Annotated in this window: 12 protein-coding genes and 1 tRNA gene; 7 read left to right on the forward strand and 6 right to left on the reverse strand. The window is 68.8% G+C overall.

Features of this window, described 5'->3' with window-relative positions:
• Nucleotides 1-50 precede the first annotated feature (50 nt).
• The 4 genes from ITJ57_RS15175 to acs all read left to right on the forward strand — a co-directional run bounded on the left by ITJ57_RS15175 (nucleotide 51) and on the right by acs (nucleotide 5,834).
• Entirely contained in the window at nucleotides 51-998 is a 948-nt protein-coding gene (locus ITJ57_RS15175) for a nucleoside hydrolase (RefSeq protein WP_194670894.1), read from the forward strand.
• A 53-nt stretch (nucleotides 999-1,051) separates the two neighbouring features.
• Complete coding sequence (locus ITJ57_RS15180) at nucleotides 1,052-2,437, forward strand: MFS transporter (RefSeq protein ID WP_194671487.1); 1,386 nt, start codon at nucleotides 1,052-1,054, stop codon at nucleotides 2,435-2,437.
• A 12-nt stretch (nucleotides 2,438-2,449) separates the two neighbouring features.
• On the forward strand, nucleotides 2,450-3,388 hold the full coding sequence (locus ITJ57_RS15185) for a ribokinase (RefSeq protein ID WP_194670895.1): 939 nt from the start codon (nucleotides 2,450-2,452) through the stop codon (nucleotides 3,386-3,388).
• A gap of 454 nt (nucleotides 3,389-3,842) precedes the next feature.
• The gene (gene acs, locus ITJ57_RS15190; protein ID WP_194670896.1) at nucleotides 3,843-5,834 is read left to right on the forward strand and encodes an acetate--CoA ligase; all 1,992 of its coding nucleotides are present in this window, start codon (nucleotides 3,843-3,845) and stop codon (nucleotides 5,832-5,834) included.
• A gap of 76 nt (nucleotides 5,835-5,910) precedes the next feature.
• Here the strand turns inward: acs and ITJ57_RS15195 are convergent, their stop codons facing one another.
• Nucleotides 5,911-6,381, reverse strand: coding sequence for a RidA family protein (locus ITJ57_RS15195; protein WP_194670897.1), 471 nt, complete (start codon nucleotides 6,379-6,381; stop codon nucleotides 5,911-5,913).
• Between the two features lie 23 nt (nucleotides 6,382-6,404).
• Nucleotides 6,405-6,560, reverse strand: a complete 156-nt coding sequence (locus tag ITJ57_RS15200; RefSeq protein WP_164488328.1) for a hypothetical protein — start codon at nucleotides 6,558-6,560, stop codon at nucleotides 6,405-6,407.
• A 108-nt stretch (nucleotides 6,561-6,668) separates the two neighbouring features.
• On the opposite strand from ITJ57_RS15200, the gene ITJ57_RS15205 reads away from it, so the two are divergent.
• The 3 genes from ITJ57_RS15205 to ITJ57_RS15215 all read left to right on the forward strand — a co-directional run bounded on the left by ITJ57_RS15205 (nucleotide 6,669) and on the right by ITJ57_RS15215 (nucleotide 12,811).
• Nucleotides 6,669-9,011, forward strand: coding sequence for a transglycosylase domain-containing protein (locus ITJ57_RS15205; RefSeq protein WP_194670898.1), 2,343 nt, complete (start codon nucleotides 6,669-6,671; stop codon nucleotides 9,009-9,011).
• A gap of 120 nt (nucleotides 9,012-9,131) precedes the next feature.
• Entirely contained in the window at nucleotides 9,132-11,684 is a 2,553-nt protein-coding gene (locus ITJ57_RS15210) for a transglycosylase domain-containing protein (RefSeq protein WP_194670899.1), read from the forward strand.
• A gap of 152 nt (nucleotides 11,685-11,836) precedes the next feature.
• Nucleotides 11,837-12,811, forward strand: a complete 975-nt coding sequence (locus ITJ57_RS15215) for a metallophosphoesterase (protein ID WP_228507281.1) — start codon at nucleotides 11,837-11,839, stop codon at nucleotides 12,809-12,811.
• A gap of 307 nt (nucleotides 12,812-13,118) precedes the next feature.
• Here the strand turns inward: ITJ57_RS15215 and ITJ57_RS15220 are convergent.
• From ITJ57_RS15220 to ITJ57_RS15235, 4 genes are all read right to left on the reverse strand, one after another.
• Nucleotides 13,119-13,192 (reverse strand) — tRNA-Pro (locus ITJ57_RS15220).
• Between the two features lie 123 nt (nucleotides 13,193-13,315).
• A complete protein-coding gene (locus ITJ57_RS15225) occupies nucleotides 13,316-13,852 on the reverse strand; it encodes a hypothetical protein (protein WP_194670900.1) in 537 nt (178 codons plus the stop codon).
• A 245-nt stretch (nucleotides 13,853-14,097) separates the two neighbouring features.
• A complete protein-coding gene (locus ITJ57_RS15230) occupies nucleotides 14,098-14,646 on the reverse strand; it encodes a hypothetical protein (RefSeq protein ID WP_194670901.1) in 549 nt (182 codons plus the stop codon).
• 122 nt (nucleotides 14,647-14,768) lie between these two features.
• Nucleotides 14,769-16,574 (reverse strand): DUF4012 domain-containing protein, encoded by a 1,806-nt coding sequence (locus ITJ57_RS15235; protein ID WP_194670902.1) that lies wholly within the window; start codon nucleotides 16,572-16,574, stop codon nucleotides 14,769-14,771.
• Nucleotides 16,575-16,682 lie beyond the last annotated feature (108 nt).

The raw sequence follows: 16,682 nt of genomic DNA on the forward strand, positions 1-16,682 counted from the left end.
ACGTCCGACGCGGCTGGTACCGCGTCGGCACCCCAACGATGTGGAGAACCATGCCCCGCAAGATCATCCTCGACTGCGACCCCGGCCACGACGACGCGATCGCCATCCTCCTGGCGCACGGCAACCCGGAGATCGAGCTGCTCGCCGTCACCACCGTCGTCGGCAACCAGACGCTCCCGAAGGTCACCAGGAACGCCCTCGCCGTCGCCCGCATCGCCGGGATCACCGACGTGCCCTTCGCAGCCGGAGCCGACCGGCCCCTGGTGCGTCCGCTCGAGAACGCCCCGGACATCCACGGCGAGTCGGGCATGGACGGCCCCGTCCTCCCAGACCCGGCGATCGAGCTCGACGGCCGGCACGCCGTCGACCTCATCATCGACCTCGTGATGTCGCACGAGCCGGGCGAGATCACCCTCGTGCCGACCGGCGGCCTGACGAACATCGCCCTCGCCGCCCGCAAGGAACCGCGCATCGTGGACCGGGTGAAGGAGGTCGTCCTCATGGGTGGCGGGTATCACGTCGGCAACTGGTCGGCGGTCGCCGAGTTCAACATCAAGATCGACCCGGAAGCCGCACACATCGTCTTCAACGAGTCCTGGCCCGTCGTGATGGTCGGCCTCGACCTGACGCACCAGGCGCTCGCGACGCCAGAGGTCGTCGAGCAGATCGCCGCCGTCGGCACCGCCCCGGCGCGGTTCGTCGTGGAGCTGCTCGAGTTCTTCGGCACGACCTACAAGGATGCGCAGGGCTTCGACAGTCCGCCAGTGCACGACCCGTGCGCCGTCGCCTACGTGATCGACCCGTCGATCGTGCGCACCGTCAAGGTCCCGATCGACATCGAGCTCACCGGCACGCTCACGCTCGGCATGACGGTCGCCGACTTCCGCCACCCGGCGCCGGACGACTGCAGCACGTGGGCCGCGACCGACCTCGACCACGCGCGTTTCTGGGGACTCGTCACCGACGCGCTCGAGAACATCGGGCAGGTCGAGCTGTGAGCGCCGCGTCCGGCACCACCGGTACGACGCCCGCGGTCCGCGTCGGCGCGCTCATGGTGGCGCTGCTCGCAGCGTGCGTCGCCTTCCAACTGAACGCCAGCATGCTGAGCCCGGCGCTCGTCAGCATGGCGCGTGAGCTGAACACCGACGACGCCACCATCGGCCTCTCGCAGACGATGTTCTTCACCACCGCCGCACTGTTCTCCGTCTTCCTCCCCCGCCTCAGCGACATCGTCGGCCGCAAGCGCGTCCTCACCGGGATGCTCGTCGTCATGCTCGTCGGCACCGTCGTCGCGGCCCTCGCCGTCAACGTCGAGATGCTGTTCGTCGGCCGCATCATCCAGGGCGTGTCAGGTCCCGTCGTACCCATCACCTTGCTCATGCTGCGTGCGGAGGTCACCGACCCCAAGCGGTACGGCGCCATGATGGGCCTCATCACCGCGGTCAACGGCGGGATCGCCGGGATCGACGCCCTCGCCGGCGGCTGGCTCGTCACGAACCACGGCTTCCGGTCCGTCTTCTGGACGATGGCCGTCGTCGCAGCCGTCGCGATCGTCTTCGTCATCCTGTGGGCGGCGAACTCGCAGCCCTCGAAGGGCACGCGGATGGACTGGTGGGGCGTGCTCCCGCTCGTCGTGTCGATCGCCGCACTCCTCACCGCGTTCAACGAGGCCGGCAAGCTCGCATCAGCGAACTGGTTGCTCGTCGGCGGGTTCATCGTGGTCGCCATCGTCGCGTTCGCGATCTTCTGGACCGTCGAGAACCGTGTTGCAGAGCCGCTCGTGGCGACCAGGTACCTCCGTCAGCGCAGCACGTGGGCGCTCCTCCTGACGACCCTGCTCACCATGACCGGGGTCTTCGCCGTGGTCAACGGCCTCGTCACCTCCCTCGCGCAGAACGCCGACGCCGGGTTCAGCATGGAGGCCGACCTCGCCTCCCTCGCGTTCCTCACCCCGTACGCCCTCGTCGGCTGGATCGTCGGTCCGTTCGCCGGTCGTCTCGCGCCGACCATCGGCTACCTGAACGTGCTCCGCATCGGGCTCGTCGGCAGCATCGTCTCGATCGTCGTCATGGCCCTCGTCGGCGTCCACTCCCTGCCGGTCCTCATCGCGACGACGGTCCTGATCGGGGCGACGTACGCGGGCATCGGCAACATCATGCTCAACGGACTCGGCATCGTCCTGTCGCCGAAGGAGAACCCGGGGTTCCTGCCCGGGTTGAACGCGGGCGCCTTCAACCTGGGCGCCGGTCTCAGCTTCGTCGTGCTTCCCGCGGTGCAGATCGCCGTAGCGCCGAACGGTGGGACGTCGACCGCGGGATACACGAGTGCCATGCTGGTCGGCGCGGGCATCACCGCCGTCGCCCTGCTGGTCTCGTTCCTCATCCCGAAGCCGGCGAGCGCGGAGGTCCGTTCCGCCGATGCCGTTTCGGCGAGCTGAGAGAGGGACATCATGCAGCGTCCACGCATCGTCGTCGTCGGGTCCTTGAACGCCGACCTCGTCGTCCGTACCGCCCGCTTTCCCCAACCCGGGGAGACACTCACCGGATCCGAACTCGCCGTCATCCCCGGTGGCAAGGGCGCCAATCAGGCGGTCGCCGCCGGACGACTCGGCGGCGACGTCACGATGGTCGGCGCCGTCGGTGACGACGCGAACGGCTCGATGCTGCTCGAGTCGCTCTCGGACGCCGGGGTCGACGTGACCCGGATCGCGCGCCGGGACGACACTGCGACGGGTACCGCGGTGATCACCGTCGACGATGCCGGCGAGAACACGATCATCGTCTCGCCGGGAGCCAACGGGACGCTCGCGCCGGAGCGGATCGGCGGGGCGTGGTCGGCACTGGACGGTGCCGGGGTCGTGTGCCTGTGCCTCGAGGTCCCACTGGAGACCGTGCTCGAGGCCGCGCAGCGCGGTGCAGCGGCAGGCGCGGTCGTCCTGCTCAACCTCTCCCCCTTCGGCCCCGTGCCCGAGGAACTCCTGCAGGCGACGGGCGTGCTCCTCGTGAACGAGCACGAGGCGGCCGAGCTCTCCGGCGTGGATCCCGAGGAGTCCGGTTGGGCGGCGATGGCCTCCGCACTGCGCGACCGAGGTGTCCGACGAGCCGTCGTCACGACGGGGGCTGCCGGGAGCGTCGTCATCGACGAGGGGACGGATGCGGTCGTCGTGCGTTCACCGAAGGTCACGGCGGTCGATACGACCGGCTGTGGCGACGCGTTCATGGGTGCCCTCGCCCGGAGGCTCGCCGCCGGGGACACGCTCGTCGACGCGGCACGGTTCGCCTCAGCGGTCGGGAGCTATGCGGCGACGGGAGCCGGCGCGCAGGCCTCCTACCCGAGCGAGGAGCAGCTCGAGGTGTTCCGCGAGGAGCATCCCGTCGCATCCGACTGAGCTGGAGCCAGTCAGGACGCCCGTGCCACCGGAACCCCGGAGGCGCGGGCGTTCTTGCATCAGCCGGGCGTCCCATTCGGAACGACATGGCCTGAGGCCGCCCACGCCGCAGGGTCATCGCCGGAGACAGAAGAAGGCGGCACCCATTGGGGGGAATGGGTGCCGCCTCTGCAGCGCCGGATTGGGGGGAATCGCTGGCACTGCATGCACGAATAAGTATTCGGCCGGGTTCAAGTGTACGCCAGTGAACGGGGAACACAAGCATTCCGATGGCCCCAGATCGAGTGGTTTCCCTACCATGCCCAGATCATTCACAGACTGGTCGCCGGAGTTTGTTCGGATGAGTGACAAATCCGCGAGCGAGAACGCGCTACGCTCGTGCTTGGCACGGACCAGACCGCCGACGCGCGGACAGGTCAGGAACGCGGATTCGCAAGGGAGCGAGAGACACACGATGAGCACTCACATCGACAGCCTGCTGCACGAGGACCGACGGTTCCCGCCGTCGGAGGCGTTCGCCGCCCAAGCGATCGCCGACGCCGGACTGTACGAACAGGCCTCGAACGACCGACTCGCGTTCTGGGCGGACCAGTCCCGCGACCTGCTCACCTGGAGCAAGCCGTTCACCAAGACCCTCGACTGGTCGAACCCACCGTTCGCGACCTGGTTCGAGGACGGCGAGATGAACGTCGCCTACAACTGCCTCGACCGACACGTGGAGGCCGGCAACGGCGACCGCGTCGCGCTCCACTGGGAGGGCGAGCCGGGCGACAGCCGCTCGATCACCTACGCCGAGCTCACCGCAGAGGTCAAGCGGGCGGCGAACCTCTTCACGAGCCTCGGCGTCTCAGCCGGGGACCGTGTCGCCATCTACCTGCCGATGATCCCCGAGGCCATCGTCTCCATGCTGGCCGTCGCGCGCATCGGTGCGGTGCACTCCGTCGTCTTCGGCGGGTTCAGCGCCGACAGCCTCCGCTCCCGCATCGACGACGCCGAGGCGAAGCTCGTCATCACGGCCGACGGCGGCTACCGCAAGGGCAAGGTGTCCGCCTTGAAGCCGGCCGCCGACGCCGCGCTCGCCAGCCGTGGAGAGCTCCCGGAACAGGCGACCGTCGACCACGTGCTCGTGGTCCGTCGCGGCGAGAACGACGTCGAATGGACCGCCGGACGCGACCTCTGGTGGCACGAAGCGATCGCCGACGCGGAGCCCGAGCACGACGCGCAGCCGTTCCCCGCGGAGCAGCCGCTCTTCATCCTGTACACCTCGGGCACCACCGGCAAGCCGAAGGGCATCCTCCACACCTCGGGCGGGTACCTCACGCAGACGGCGTTCACCCACAAGAACGTCTTCGACCTCCACCCCGAGACCGACGTCTACTGGTGCACGGCCGACATCGGTTGGATCACCGGGCACAGCTACGTCACGTACGGCCCCCTCGCCAACGGTGCGACCCAGGTGCTCTACGAGGGCACGCCGGACGCCCCGCATGCGGGCCGATGGTGGGAGATCATCGAGAAGTACGGCGTCAGCATCTTCTACACGGCGCCGACCGCGATCCGATCGTTCATGAAGCTCGGCCGGACCATCCCCAAGCAGTTCGACCTCTCGTCGATCCGCCTCCTCGGCTCGGTCGGCGAACCCATCAACCCCGAGGCGTGGATGTGGTACCGGAAGATCATCGGGAACAAGCTCGCCCCGATCGTCGACACCTGGTGGCAGACCGAGACGGGCGCGATCATGGTCTCGGCCCTCCCCGGTGTCACCTCCACGAAGCCGGGCAGCGCGCAGGTGCCGATCCCCGGCATCTCGATCGACGTCGTCGACGAGGCGGGCGAAGCCGTCGGTGCCGGTGGCGGCGGGTTGCTCGTCGTGACCGAACCCTGGCCGTCGATGCTCCGCGGGATCTGGGGAGACCCGGAACGGTTCAAGGAGACCTACTGGGAGAAGTTCTGGGACGTCGAGGGCGGACCGTTCTACTTCGCCGGCGACGGCGCCCGGCTCGACTCGGACCGCGACGTCTGGCTGCTCGGCCGCGTCGACGACGTCATGAACGTGTCCGGGCACCGGCTGTCGACCGCGGAGATCGAGTCCGCGCTGGTCGCCAACGAGATGGTGGCCGAGTCCGCCGTCGTCGGTGCGGCAGACGAGACGACGGGCCAAGCGGTGGTCGCGTTCGTCATCATCAAGGAGTCGCACCTCGAGCAAGCCTCCGGGCTCGCGGACATCACGGGCGCCCTGCGCAGCTGGGTCGGCGAGCAGATCGGGCCGATCGCCCGACCGCGCGAGGTCTACCTGGTGAACGAGCTGCCGAAGACCCGCTCGGGCAAGATCATGCGTCGCCTCCTGCGCGACGTCGCCGAAGGCCGGGAGGTGGGCGACACCACGACGCTCGCCGACACCACCGTCATGCAGATCATCACCGACAAGATGGTGAAGAACAGCTAGGCGAGTGCTCCATGCACGAGAGCCGGACGGAATCGCGGATTCCATCCGGCTCTCGTGCGTATGACGCAGGGACTCGCTACGCGAACTCGACGATGAGCTCCACCTCGACGGGCGAGTCGAGCGGGAGCACCGCGACGCCGACAGCCGAACGGGCGTGCACACCGAGGTCACCGAAGATCTCGCCGAGGACCTCGGAGGCTCCGTTGATGACGCCGGGCTGGCCGGTGAACGCCGGGTCGGAGGCGACGAAGCCGACGACCTTCACGATGCGGGTGACGCGGTCGAGCGAACCGATCTGGCTCTCCACCGCGGCAAGCGCGTTGAGCGCGCAGGTGCGGGCGTAAGCCTTCGCGTCGGCGGGCGAGACCAGGCCGTCGCCCTGACCGACCTTGCCGGTGGCCGGGAGTCTGCCGTCGGTCATCGGCAGCTGACCGGAGGTGAAGACGTGGTCGCCGGACACGACCGCGGGGATGTACGCGGCCACGGGCGGAACGACGGTGGGCAGGGTGATGTCGAGCTCGGCGAGTCGATCGGCGATCTGGGACATGGGGGCTCCTCCGGGTCGTGTGGTCAGTCGGCGATGGGTCGTTTGAGGTAGGCGACGAGGCCGCCCTCAGGACCGGTGACGACCTGGACGAGCTCCCAGCCGTCCCCGCCCCAGTTGTTCAGGATGGCTGCCGTGTTGTGGATCATCAACGGCGTGGTGAGGTACTCCCAGCGGGTCATGTCTCTCCTCGATCGGGCGCTCCGCACAGCGAGGCGGATGCGCAGGGGACGGACGTGGCGGGCACCGGGTGAAGCTCGCTCACAGTTTCTCCGCTTACCTTCGATCCTATGCCTGAACCACGTACCCCCGCGAAGACGGTCGTGCAGAGCGTCCTCGGCTTCGTCGGCCTGAGCGTCGCCGCCGGTGTCCTCGCGACCGCTGCGGTCACCCCCGCCATCGCGATGACGGGCCTCGCCACGTCCACTGGCATCACCGTCTTCGACGGTCTCCCCGACTACCTGCAGCTCGACTCGCTCGCCCAGAAGTCGAGCATCTACGCGAAGGACTCCGCCGGCAACCCGGTGCTCCTCGCCTCCTTCTACGACCAGAACCGCATCGAGGACAGCTGGGATCAGATCTCCCAGTTCGCGAAGGACGCGGCCGTCTCGGCCGAGGACCCGCGCTTCTTCGACCACGGTGGCATCGACCTCGCGGGCACGGTCCGCGCCGTCGTCAACAACGCCGCCGGCGGGTCCACGCAGGGTGGCTCCTCGATCACGCAGCAGTATGTGAAGAACGTGCTCGTGCAGAAGGCCGAGGCGATCCCGGATGCTGCCGAGAGCAAGAAGGCCTATGAAGAGGCGACGGCCACGACCCCGGAGCGCAAGCTCAAGGAGATGCGGCTCGCGATCGGCCTGGAGAAGACGTACGGCAAGGAGGACATCCTCCGTGGGTACCTGAACATCTCCGGGTTCGGTGGCCGGGTGTACGGGATCGAGGCCGCCGCGAACTACTACTTCAACACCACCGCCGCGAACCTCACCCTGGAGCAGGCGGCGACCCTCCTCGCGATCGTCAACAACCCCGAGAACCTCCGCATCGACAAGCCGGACAACGCCGACAACGGGGCCGCGAACGGGTACGCGCTGACGAAGACCCGGCGGGACTACGTCCTCGACCAGATGCTCAAGGAGGAGAAGATCTCCCAGGAGCAGCACGACGCAGCCGTCGCGGTCCCGGTGACCCCGACGATCGTGCCACCGGTCACCGGCTGCTCGGCTGCCGCATCGGCCGCCTACTTCTGCGACTACGTCACGAACGTGCTGCAGAACAACGAGATCTTCGGCGCCACCCAGGAGGAGCGCTGGACCAACTTCAAGCGGGGCGGATACAGCGTCTTCACGACCCTCGACCTCGATCTGCAGGGCGCATCACAGACCGCGATCGACGAGTACGTGCCGAAGACGACGACCGAGGCCGACCTCGGCGCCGTCTCGGTGAGCGTGCAGCCCGGCACCGGGCGCATCCTGGCGATGGCGCAGAACAAGGACTACTCGCAGGACCCCGACGTCCTCGCGACGGGCGCCAACTACAGCGCCATCAACTACAACACCGATCAGGCCTACGGCGGTTCGGCCGGGTTCCAGCCCGGGTCGACGTACAAGATCTTCACCCTCACCGACTGGCTGAAGGCAGGCAAGGGCGTCAACGAATCGATCAACGCGAACCGTCGATCCGACTGGGGCACCTTCAAGAACAGTTGCGTCCCCGGTGGGACGGAGCAGGCCGACGCCGGATGGAGTCCGCGGAACGACGAGGGTGAGTCCGGTTCGTACACGGTCCGTCGAGCGACGCAGCAGTCGATCAACACCGCCTTCATCGCGATGGCGCAGGAGCTCGACCTCTGCGACATCAGCAAGACGGCCGAGTCGATGGGTGTCCATCGCGCCGACGGGGCACCGCTGAACAACTCCCCGGCCACGGTGCTCGGGACGAACGAGGTCGCTCCGCTGAGCATGGCGACCGCCTTCGCGACCCTCGCCGCTGGCGGCAAGACCTGCGACCCGATCGCCATCGACTCGATCACGAAGCCCGACGGCTCCACCGCAGAGGTCCCCTCGGCGAACTGCCGCCAGTCCGTCGACGCGAAGGTGGCCGCAGCGGCCGACGACGTCCTCCAAGGGGTGGTGTCGAACGGCACCGCCTCGGCCTCCGGCAGCCGCACCGACGGGGTCGGCGAACTGATCGGCAAGACCGGGACGACGGACAACGCCGAAGCGACGTGGATGAGCGGCGCGAGCACCACCGTCGCGACGGTCGTCGGCACGTTCAACGTCTCCGGGCATGTGAACCTCCGCGACACCTACATCGACGGCACGCAGGTCGCCTCCATGCGGCACCTCATCTGGCCGCAGATCATGTCGGCCGCGCTGGCGAAGTATCCTGGCGGCGACTTCCCGGAGGCCGATCGCGCGACCCTGCAGGGCGACGGGTCCGGCGGCAGCGGCGAGGATGCGACCCCCACGCCGGCGCCGACCGCCGACCCGACGCAGGCACCCACCCAGGCGCCGACACCGGCACCGGGCGACGAGGGTGGCACCGGCGGCACGGGTGAACCCGGCGAACCGGCCGCACCCGGGAACGGCAACAACGGCAACGGGAACGGGAACGGCAACGGCCCTCCGGATTGATCGGGTGGACGGCGGGCGGGCCGGTCGGTCGCCCGGCCTCCCGCCGCCGGCCCGACAACGATCGGGTTTCGACACCGCCCTGAGCGGGCCTTTTTCAGGAATGTCGCTTAGCATCGATCCATGCCTCAACAACATCGCACGGCCACCGGTGTGCTCGGCGGCCTCCTGGGCTTCCTCGGGCTGAGCGTCGCGGCGGGTGTCCTCGTCACCGCGACGGTCACGCCGGCCCTCGCCGTCACCGGGATCGCGACCAACAGCACGATCAACGTGTTCGACGGTCTCCCCGACTACCTGGCCCTCGACGAGCTGGCGCAGAAGTCCAACATCTACGCGACGGACAGCGCGGGCAACCCGCAGCTGCTTGCGTCCTTCTACCAGCAGAACCGCATCGAGGTGGGCTGGGACCAGATCAACCAGTTCGTCAAGGACGCGGCGATCGCGGCTGAAGACCCCCGCTACTACGAGCATGGCGGCGTCGACCTCACCGGAACGATCCGAGCGGTCGCGGTCAGCGCGACGGGGCGCGATCTGCAGGGTGGATCGTCGATCACGCAGCAGTACGTGAAGAACGTGCTCGTGCAGAAGGCCGAGGCCATCACCGACGAGGCCAAGATGAAGGCCGCGTACGAAGAGGCGACGAAGACGACTCCGGAGCGCAAGCTCAAGGAGATGCGCTTCGCCATCGGCCTGGAGAAGCGCTATGGCAAGCAGGACATCCTGCGCGGCTACCTGAACATCACCGGCTTCGGCGGGCGCGTGTACGGCATCGAGGCCGCCGCCAACTACTACTTCAACACGACGGCCGCGAACCTCACCCTCGAGCAGGCGGCGACGCTGCTCGCCGTGGTGAACAACCCGTCGAACCTGCGCTTCGACCAGCCCGAGAACGAGGTGAACGGCGCGGCCGACGGCTACAGCAAGACGAAGGACCGGCGCGACTACATCCTCGGCAAGATGCTCGACGAGAAGAAGATCACGCAGGAGCAGTACGACGCGGCGATCGTCACGGTCATCACCCCGACGATCACGCCGTCGAGCACCGGCTGTATCACGGCTGTGAACGTGAGCCCGGGAGCGGGCTACTTCTGCGATTACGTGACGCGAGTGTTCCAGAACAACCCGATCTTCGGTGCGACCGAGGATGAGCGCTGGGCTGCCTTCAACCGCGGCGGCTACGACGTGTTCACGACCCTCGACCTCGACCTGCAGTACTCGGCGCAGACCGCGCTCGACGCCTACATCCCGCACGCGAGCGATCAGCTCGACATCGGAGCGGTGGCGGTCACCGTCCAGCCGGGCACGGGGCGCATCCTCGCCATGGCGCAGAACAAGGACTACGCGAGCGACGAGGACACCCTCGCCCTCGGCTCGAATTACTCGGCCGTCAACTACAACACCGACGTCGATTACGGCGGATCCACCGGCTTCCAGCCCGGATCGACGTACAAGACCTTCACGCTGGCCGAATGGCTGAAGGAAGGCCACGGGCTGAACGAGGGCGTCGACGGCCGCAAGCGATCGCCGTGGGGCACGTTCAAGGACTCCTGCGCCGACGGCGGCACCGTCTACGCCGGCTCCGACTGGAACCCCGGTAACGACGAGGGTGGCAACGGTGGCCAGTACACCGCGCTCCAGTCGACGAAGCAGTCCATCAACACCGGCTTCATCGCGATGGCGAAGCAGCTCGACCTCTGCGGCATCCGCAAGACGGCCGAGTCGATGGGCGTCCACCGCGCAGACGGCGGGCCGCTGCTCCAGTCCCCCGCGACCGTCCTCGGCACCAACGAGGTCGCGCCGCTCAGCATGGCGACCGCCTTCGCGACCTTCGCGTCCGGTGGCACCACCTGCGACCCGATCGCGATCGACCGCGTCGTGAAGCCTGACGGCACGGAGATCCCGGTCCCGGCGGCCAACTGCCGCGTCGGCCTCGAGGCGAACGTCGCGGCCACGGCCAACGTCGCGCTCCAGGCCACCTTCAACGGCGGCACGACGAGCTCCTCGCGCGTCGGCGACGGCATCCCGCTCATCGGCAAGACGGGTACCACCGACAACAACGAGGCGACGTGGATGAGCGGTGCCAGTACCCAGGCCGCGACGATCGTCGGTGTCTTCAACGCGACCGGCCACGTCAACCTTCGCCGCACGTACTTCGACGCGGGCCAGGTGGCGACGATCAGACACAAGATCTGGCCGCGGATCATGGCGACCGCGAACGCGAAGTTCGGCGGCTCGGCGTTCGGCGACCCGGATCCGTCGCTGATCAACGGCCAGTCGGTCCAGGTGCCCGACGTCGCCGGCAAGACCATCGAAGAGGCGCAGAAGCTGCTCGAGGACGCCGGTTTCGGCTTCGAGAACGGTGGCGCCGGTGACTCTGCGCTGCCGGCGGGCCAGGCCGCCAGCACGAACCCCTCCGGCACCGTCCCGAAGGGCTCCATCGTGACCGTCTACACGAGCAACGGCCTGCTCGGCATCGTCCCTGACGTCAGCGGCGCCGGCACGTACGACGCGGCGAAGGCGGCCATCCAAGGCGCCGGGTTCGCGAACGTGGGCCAGAAGTGTGCCGTCGATCCGGCGGCCACGACCCCGAAGGTGACGGGGGTCGATCCCCCGGCAGGCACGGCGGCGCGCAAGGACGGCAAGGTCACGGTCACGGTCTCCAAGACCAGCTGCTAGCGACTCGCGTCAACCCGAAGGGCCCGGTCGGATACTCCCGACCGGGCCCTTCGGCGTCCTCCACGAGGGGCGCTCCGAGGATCCTCGGAGGGCGCACCCGGTACGCTCGGGGGACGGTCGGAACCACCCGACGACCGAGAAGGAGACGATCGATGGCGGCACCCATGAGCACCGGCGGCAGACTCGGCACCGCGGCGGCCGTCGTAGCCGGCCTCGGCGCCCTCACCTTCGGGTACGCGTCCCTCGTCGAACGCAACGCCTTCACGCTCCGCCGGGTGACCGCTCCCGTCCTGCCACCGGACGCCGTGCCGATCACGGTGCTCCACCTCTCCGACCTCCACATGGCTCCGTGGCAGCGTCGCAAGCAGGCGTGGTTGCGCGAGCTCGCCGAGCTCCGCCCGGACGTCGTCATCAACACCGGCGACAACCTCGGCCACGAGCACGGCATCGACGGTATCCGTGCCGCGCTGTCCGTCTTCGCCGGCGTCCCCGGCGCATTCGTGCACGGCTCGAACGACTACTACGGTCCGAGCGCCAAGAACCCGTTCAAGTACTTCACGCAGACCTCCTCGAAGCACGTCTCCCCGACGACGCTCGACACCGGCGCGCTCGAACGGTTCTTCATGAAGGACCTCGGCTGGCTGGACCTCAACAACGCGGTCGGCGAGATCACCGTTCGCGGGACACGACTCGACCTCTTCGGGGTCGACGACCCGCACAAGCACTTCGACCGCCTGGACACGCTGACAGCCCTCATCGATGAGCGGCTCGACGCGGAGACCCTCTCGACCGACGACCCTGCGTTGGCACACACCGTGACCGTCGGGGTGATGCACGCCCCGTACCGCCGCGTGCTCGACGCGTTCGTGACGCAGGGGGCCCAGTTCATCTTCGCCGGGCACACCCACGGCGGGCAGGTCTGCGTGCCCGGCTACGGCGCGCTCGTGACCAACTGTGACATCCCCCGCAAGCAGGTGAAGGGGCTCAGCGTGTGGCGCCACGCGCTCCGCTCCGCGTACCTCAACGTGTCGGCGGGCCTCGGGACATCCATCTACGCGCCGGTCCGTTTCGCCTGCCGCCCGGAGGCGTCGCTCGTGACGCTGCTCCCCCGCCGCACCGCGGTCTGAGGCGGCTCGGGGCGTACACCGCCCTTCGACAAGCTCAGGGACCGGAGCATCCCCGAAAACAGAGAAGCCCGGCCAGACAATTGCTTGTCTGACCGGGCTAATACTGTCGGGGTAGCGGGATGTGCAACCCGCCGGCTCAGCGGTTCGCCATCCCGAAAAACAGAGAAGCCCGGCCAGACAATTGCTTGCCTGACCGGGCTTTGCTGTCGGGGTAGCGGGATGTGCAACCCGCCGGCTCAGCGGTTCGCCATCCCGAAAAACAGAGAAGCCCGGTCAGACAATTGCTTGTCTGACCGGGCTAATACTGTCGGGGTAGCGGGATTTGAACCCACGACCTCTTCGTCCCGAACGAAGCGCGCTACCAAACTGCGCCACACCCCGATGGCCCGAAGGCCTTGTCTAGGATAGCCGATTTTTCAGCGGCTGTTCGCCACTTCCGAGAATCAGCCGATCCTGGACCGGATCGATCGGGCGGCGTCGTCGACGCCCGACCGGTCCGTGATCTCAGGCCTGCTGGCGGCGGCGCACGAGGACGGTACCGAGCGCTGCGGCACCGACCGCGAGGAGGCCTCCGGCGGCCCACGGGAGGGCCGTTCCGGCGAAGCCGGTGTCGGCGAGGGCGTTGCCCCCGGCGGACGGGTCGGACGCGGCGGCTGCAGCAGCGGCCTCGGACGGGTCCAGGACCGTGAAGTCGGACGAGTCGCTCACGGCGCCCTGGGTCGCCGTCAGCGTGTACGTGCCGGCGGGGTCGGCCGCGGTGTCGATCGACACGTCGATGTCACCGGCCGCGTCGGCGACGGTCGACAGCGTACGGGTGGAGCCGCCTGCAGCGGACGAGTCGATCGTGATCGACACCGTCTGGTTCGCCGCCCAGAAGTCCGAGCAGGAGTAGGTGACCGCGGCGCCCCGGGCGACGCTCGCGGGCGTGATCGAGTTGCAGCTGCCCGGTCCGTAGTTCTCACCCTCGACGGCGCTGGCTGCGGTGGGCAGCGCGACGACGGCGAGGAGGACGAGTGCGGCGGCGGAGAGAGTTCGGTTCATGTGCAGGCCCCTAGGTGCGCGGATGGCGCATGCGGTGCGATGACGCGTCATGCGGACAGTGGGCCTGGAGCCGAGCACTGGTCACTCGTGGCCTCCATGGCCGTCATCATGCTAGGCCAGCGGTTGCCGCCGGAGCCGCCGAAAACCGCGGGATTCCGCGGATGTGACCACCTTTGGGGGTACGGGCACCCTGACCGCCCCGGGCCCACGAGACGTGCTCGCGGACCCGGGACCGGATGACCCGATCAGGCGGTCTTGCGGCGACGGACGGCGAGCGCGGTGACGACGCCGGCGCCGACGACGAGCAGGCCGCCACCGATCCACGGCAGGGCTCCACCGTCGAAGCCGGTCGAGGCGAACTCACGCTCGGAGACCTGGAATGAGGCGCTCTCGGTGGTCGCACCCTGGGTCGCAGTCACCATGCAGGTGCCCGACTTCGTCGCGTCGGTCGAGATCGTCACGGCGAACGCGCGAGCGGCGTCGGCGCTGAACGTCCCGGAGGTGGGGACAGCGCTCTGGCCTGCGGCCTGCTCGGTCGCGTCGGCGGTGTTCGGCTTGGCGGGCGCGGGCACGCTGCAGCCCGGGCCGTCGACCGTGACCGTCACCGGGGTGCCGGGGTCGAAGGTTCCGTCGCAACGGAACACGGTGGACTCCCCCTGGGTCACCGAGACCGGGGTGAGCGTGGCACAGCCGGCGGGGCCGTACGTGGACGAGTCGGTCGCTGCGTTCGCCGCGGTCGGGACCGCGAAGACGGCGAGCAGGCAGAGCGATGCTAGGGCAAGGGTGCGCTTCATGTGTGTATCCCCAAGGAACGTCGAATACCCCTGCGTCCGCCGATTTCGGGTGGGCGTCCGCGCGAGGTTCCTCAGGGTCACGAATTCGGGTGCGTGGCTTCCTAAGGTGTTGTCATGCTATGTCAGGACCCGCAGTGAGGGAAGGTCGAAATCGTCGTTTTGCCCGTGATTCCGGGGGTTGTGACCAGGTTTGGGGGTACGTCGGAGGCCTTGGGAGCGACCACCGTGAAGACGAGTTCGGTCGATGCCCCCGGAGTGAGGGTCACGTCCGTCTGCGCGTAGAGGCGACCATTAGGGTCGGTCACCGCCTTCACCGCGAGGTCGGTTCCGTCACTGGCACCGAGGAGGGCCGCGCCGAGTGGTCCGTGGATCACGACGCGCGTCGCGATGTCGCCGGGAGGGGTGCCGAAGCGCCCGCCCGCGGTCACGTAGTCGGGCAGGGACGTCGCGGCGTCCGCCGGCGCGGTGGACGTGAGGGTGACGGCGACGACGTATTCAGCGCCCTGGCTCGTGCAGCGGGCGTCGCGGAGGTCGACCTTCGTCTCCAGGTAGTAGTCCATCTTCGCCCGGGTGAGGTCCTCGAGGTACACCCCGGTGTACACGGCGTCGTCGTCGGTCGCGGGCGGGATCCCGGCGAGGGTCGTCTGGGCGATGAGCGTCTGCTCGGCGGGCACGGCACTCCAGAGGTGGAGCCGGTTCTCGGCAGCGGATGCCGACAACGCTTCGACGAGCGCGGCGGGGTCCGGTGACCGGGAGATCATGCTCTCGAACACCGAACCCGAGACGGCGGCGAAGAAGGCGTCCTGGACGAGCCGGTCCGGGAACCGCGCGTAGACGTCGCTCAGGAGCGTCTTCGGGGCGTTGTCCGCGGTGAGTTCGGAGCCGTCCGGCAGGGCGACCGGGCCGGTCGCCTGCAGCAGGTGCGCGAGGACGTAGGGGTCGATGGCGACCACGGTGTCGATGGGCACGCCGAACACCCGGGTGCCCATGGCGGCGGCGAGTTCGCCGGTCCGGCTGAAGTCCACCGTGAGGTTGGTGTCCTGGATGTAGGTGCCGAGGTTGTCGGTGTACACGTTCTGCTCGAACGGGGTGAGCGGCAGGACCGGGGCTGGGAACTTGGAGAAGTCGTCGCTGCCGCGGGTCCCGGCGAAGGAGATGACGCCGTTCTCCGCGTGGATGAGCGCCACGGCACCGGCGATGCCGCCGCTCGAGCGGACCTCCGCGTTGTTCTGGATCATCACCATGATGTTCCGCGGTCCCGCACCACCCGCCATGTCGGGCAGGAGGGCCGTGGCGCGCGCGGCGGTGTCGAGCATCGTGCTCGCATCATCGAGGGTCCGCGTGAGCTTCTCGACGGCGTCGGCGACGACCGGGAGGGCACCGTCCGTGCTGATCGTGTCGACGCGACCCGCGATGGCGTCAGCGGCGGCCGCGGCTTCGGCTTCGGCCACCCTCGGAGCGACGTCGCGCAACGGCTCGGTGGCGATCGACCCGTCGCCGGGGAGGAGCGAGGAGAGGTTGACGCGACCGGCGATCTCCACGACCGACGGGATCACCTCGTCCGCCACGTCGTCGGTCGCGGCTGCCGCCTCACGGACCGCGGAGAAGTTCACCCCGAAGAACGGGAGGACCTCGGCGGCGCGCCACACCGGATCGCTCGTCAGGGAGACGGCCTCGCCGGTGTGCGCCGACAACGACCGTCGGGTGGCGTCCGTCCCGCTCGCGTCACCGTCGAGTACGGCCGTCTGGAGGGTCTTGGCATCCGCCTGAGCCGCCTCGAGGGCGGACTTCGCGAGGGATGCGCGGACACCCAGCCACGCTCCGAGGGCGAGGACGACGAGGAGCACGGCCAGCGCGATCCACCAGAGGCGGGACCGTCGGCGACCACTCGTGGGGATGCCGGCAGTCGCCGGGCGTGGGTCAGCCAAGAGTGCTCCTTGTTCGGGTAGGCACAGCCTAGCCGTCAGTCGACGGGCGGAACGGGGCGCTGCACGCCCCCGTTTTGGGGCAAGCGGCCGCCCGTCGACCGGGCCGCG

Source organism: Plantibacter sp. VKM Ac-2880 (genome assembly GCF_015351235.1).
GTDB lineage: Bacteria > Actinomycetota > Actinomycetes > Actinomycetales > Microbacteriaceae > Plantibacter.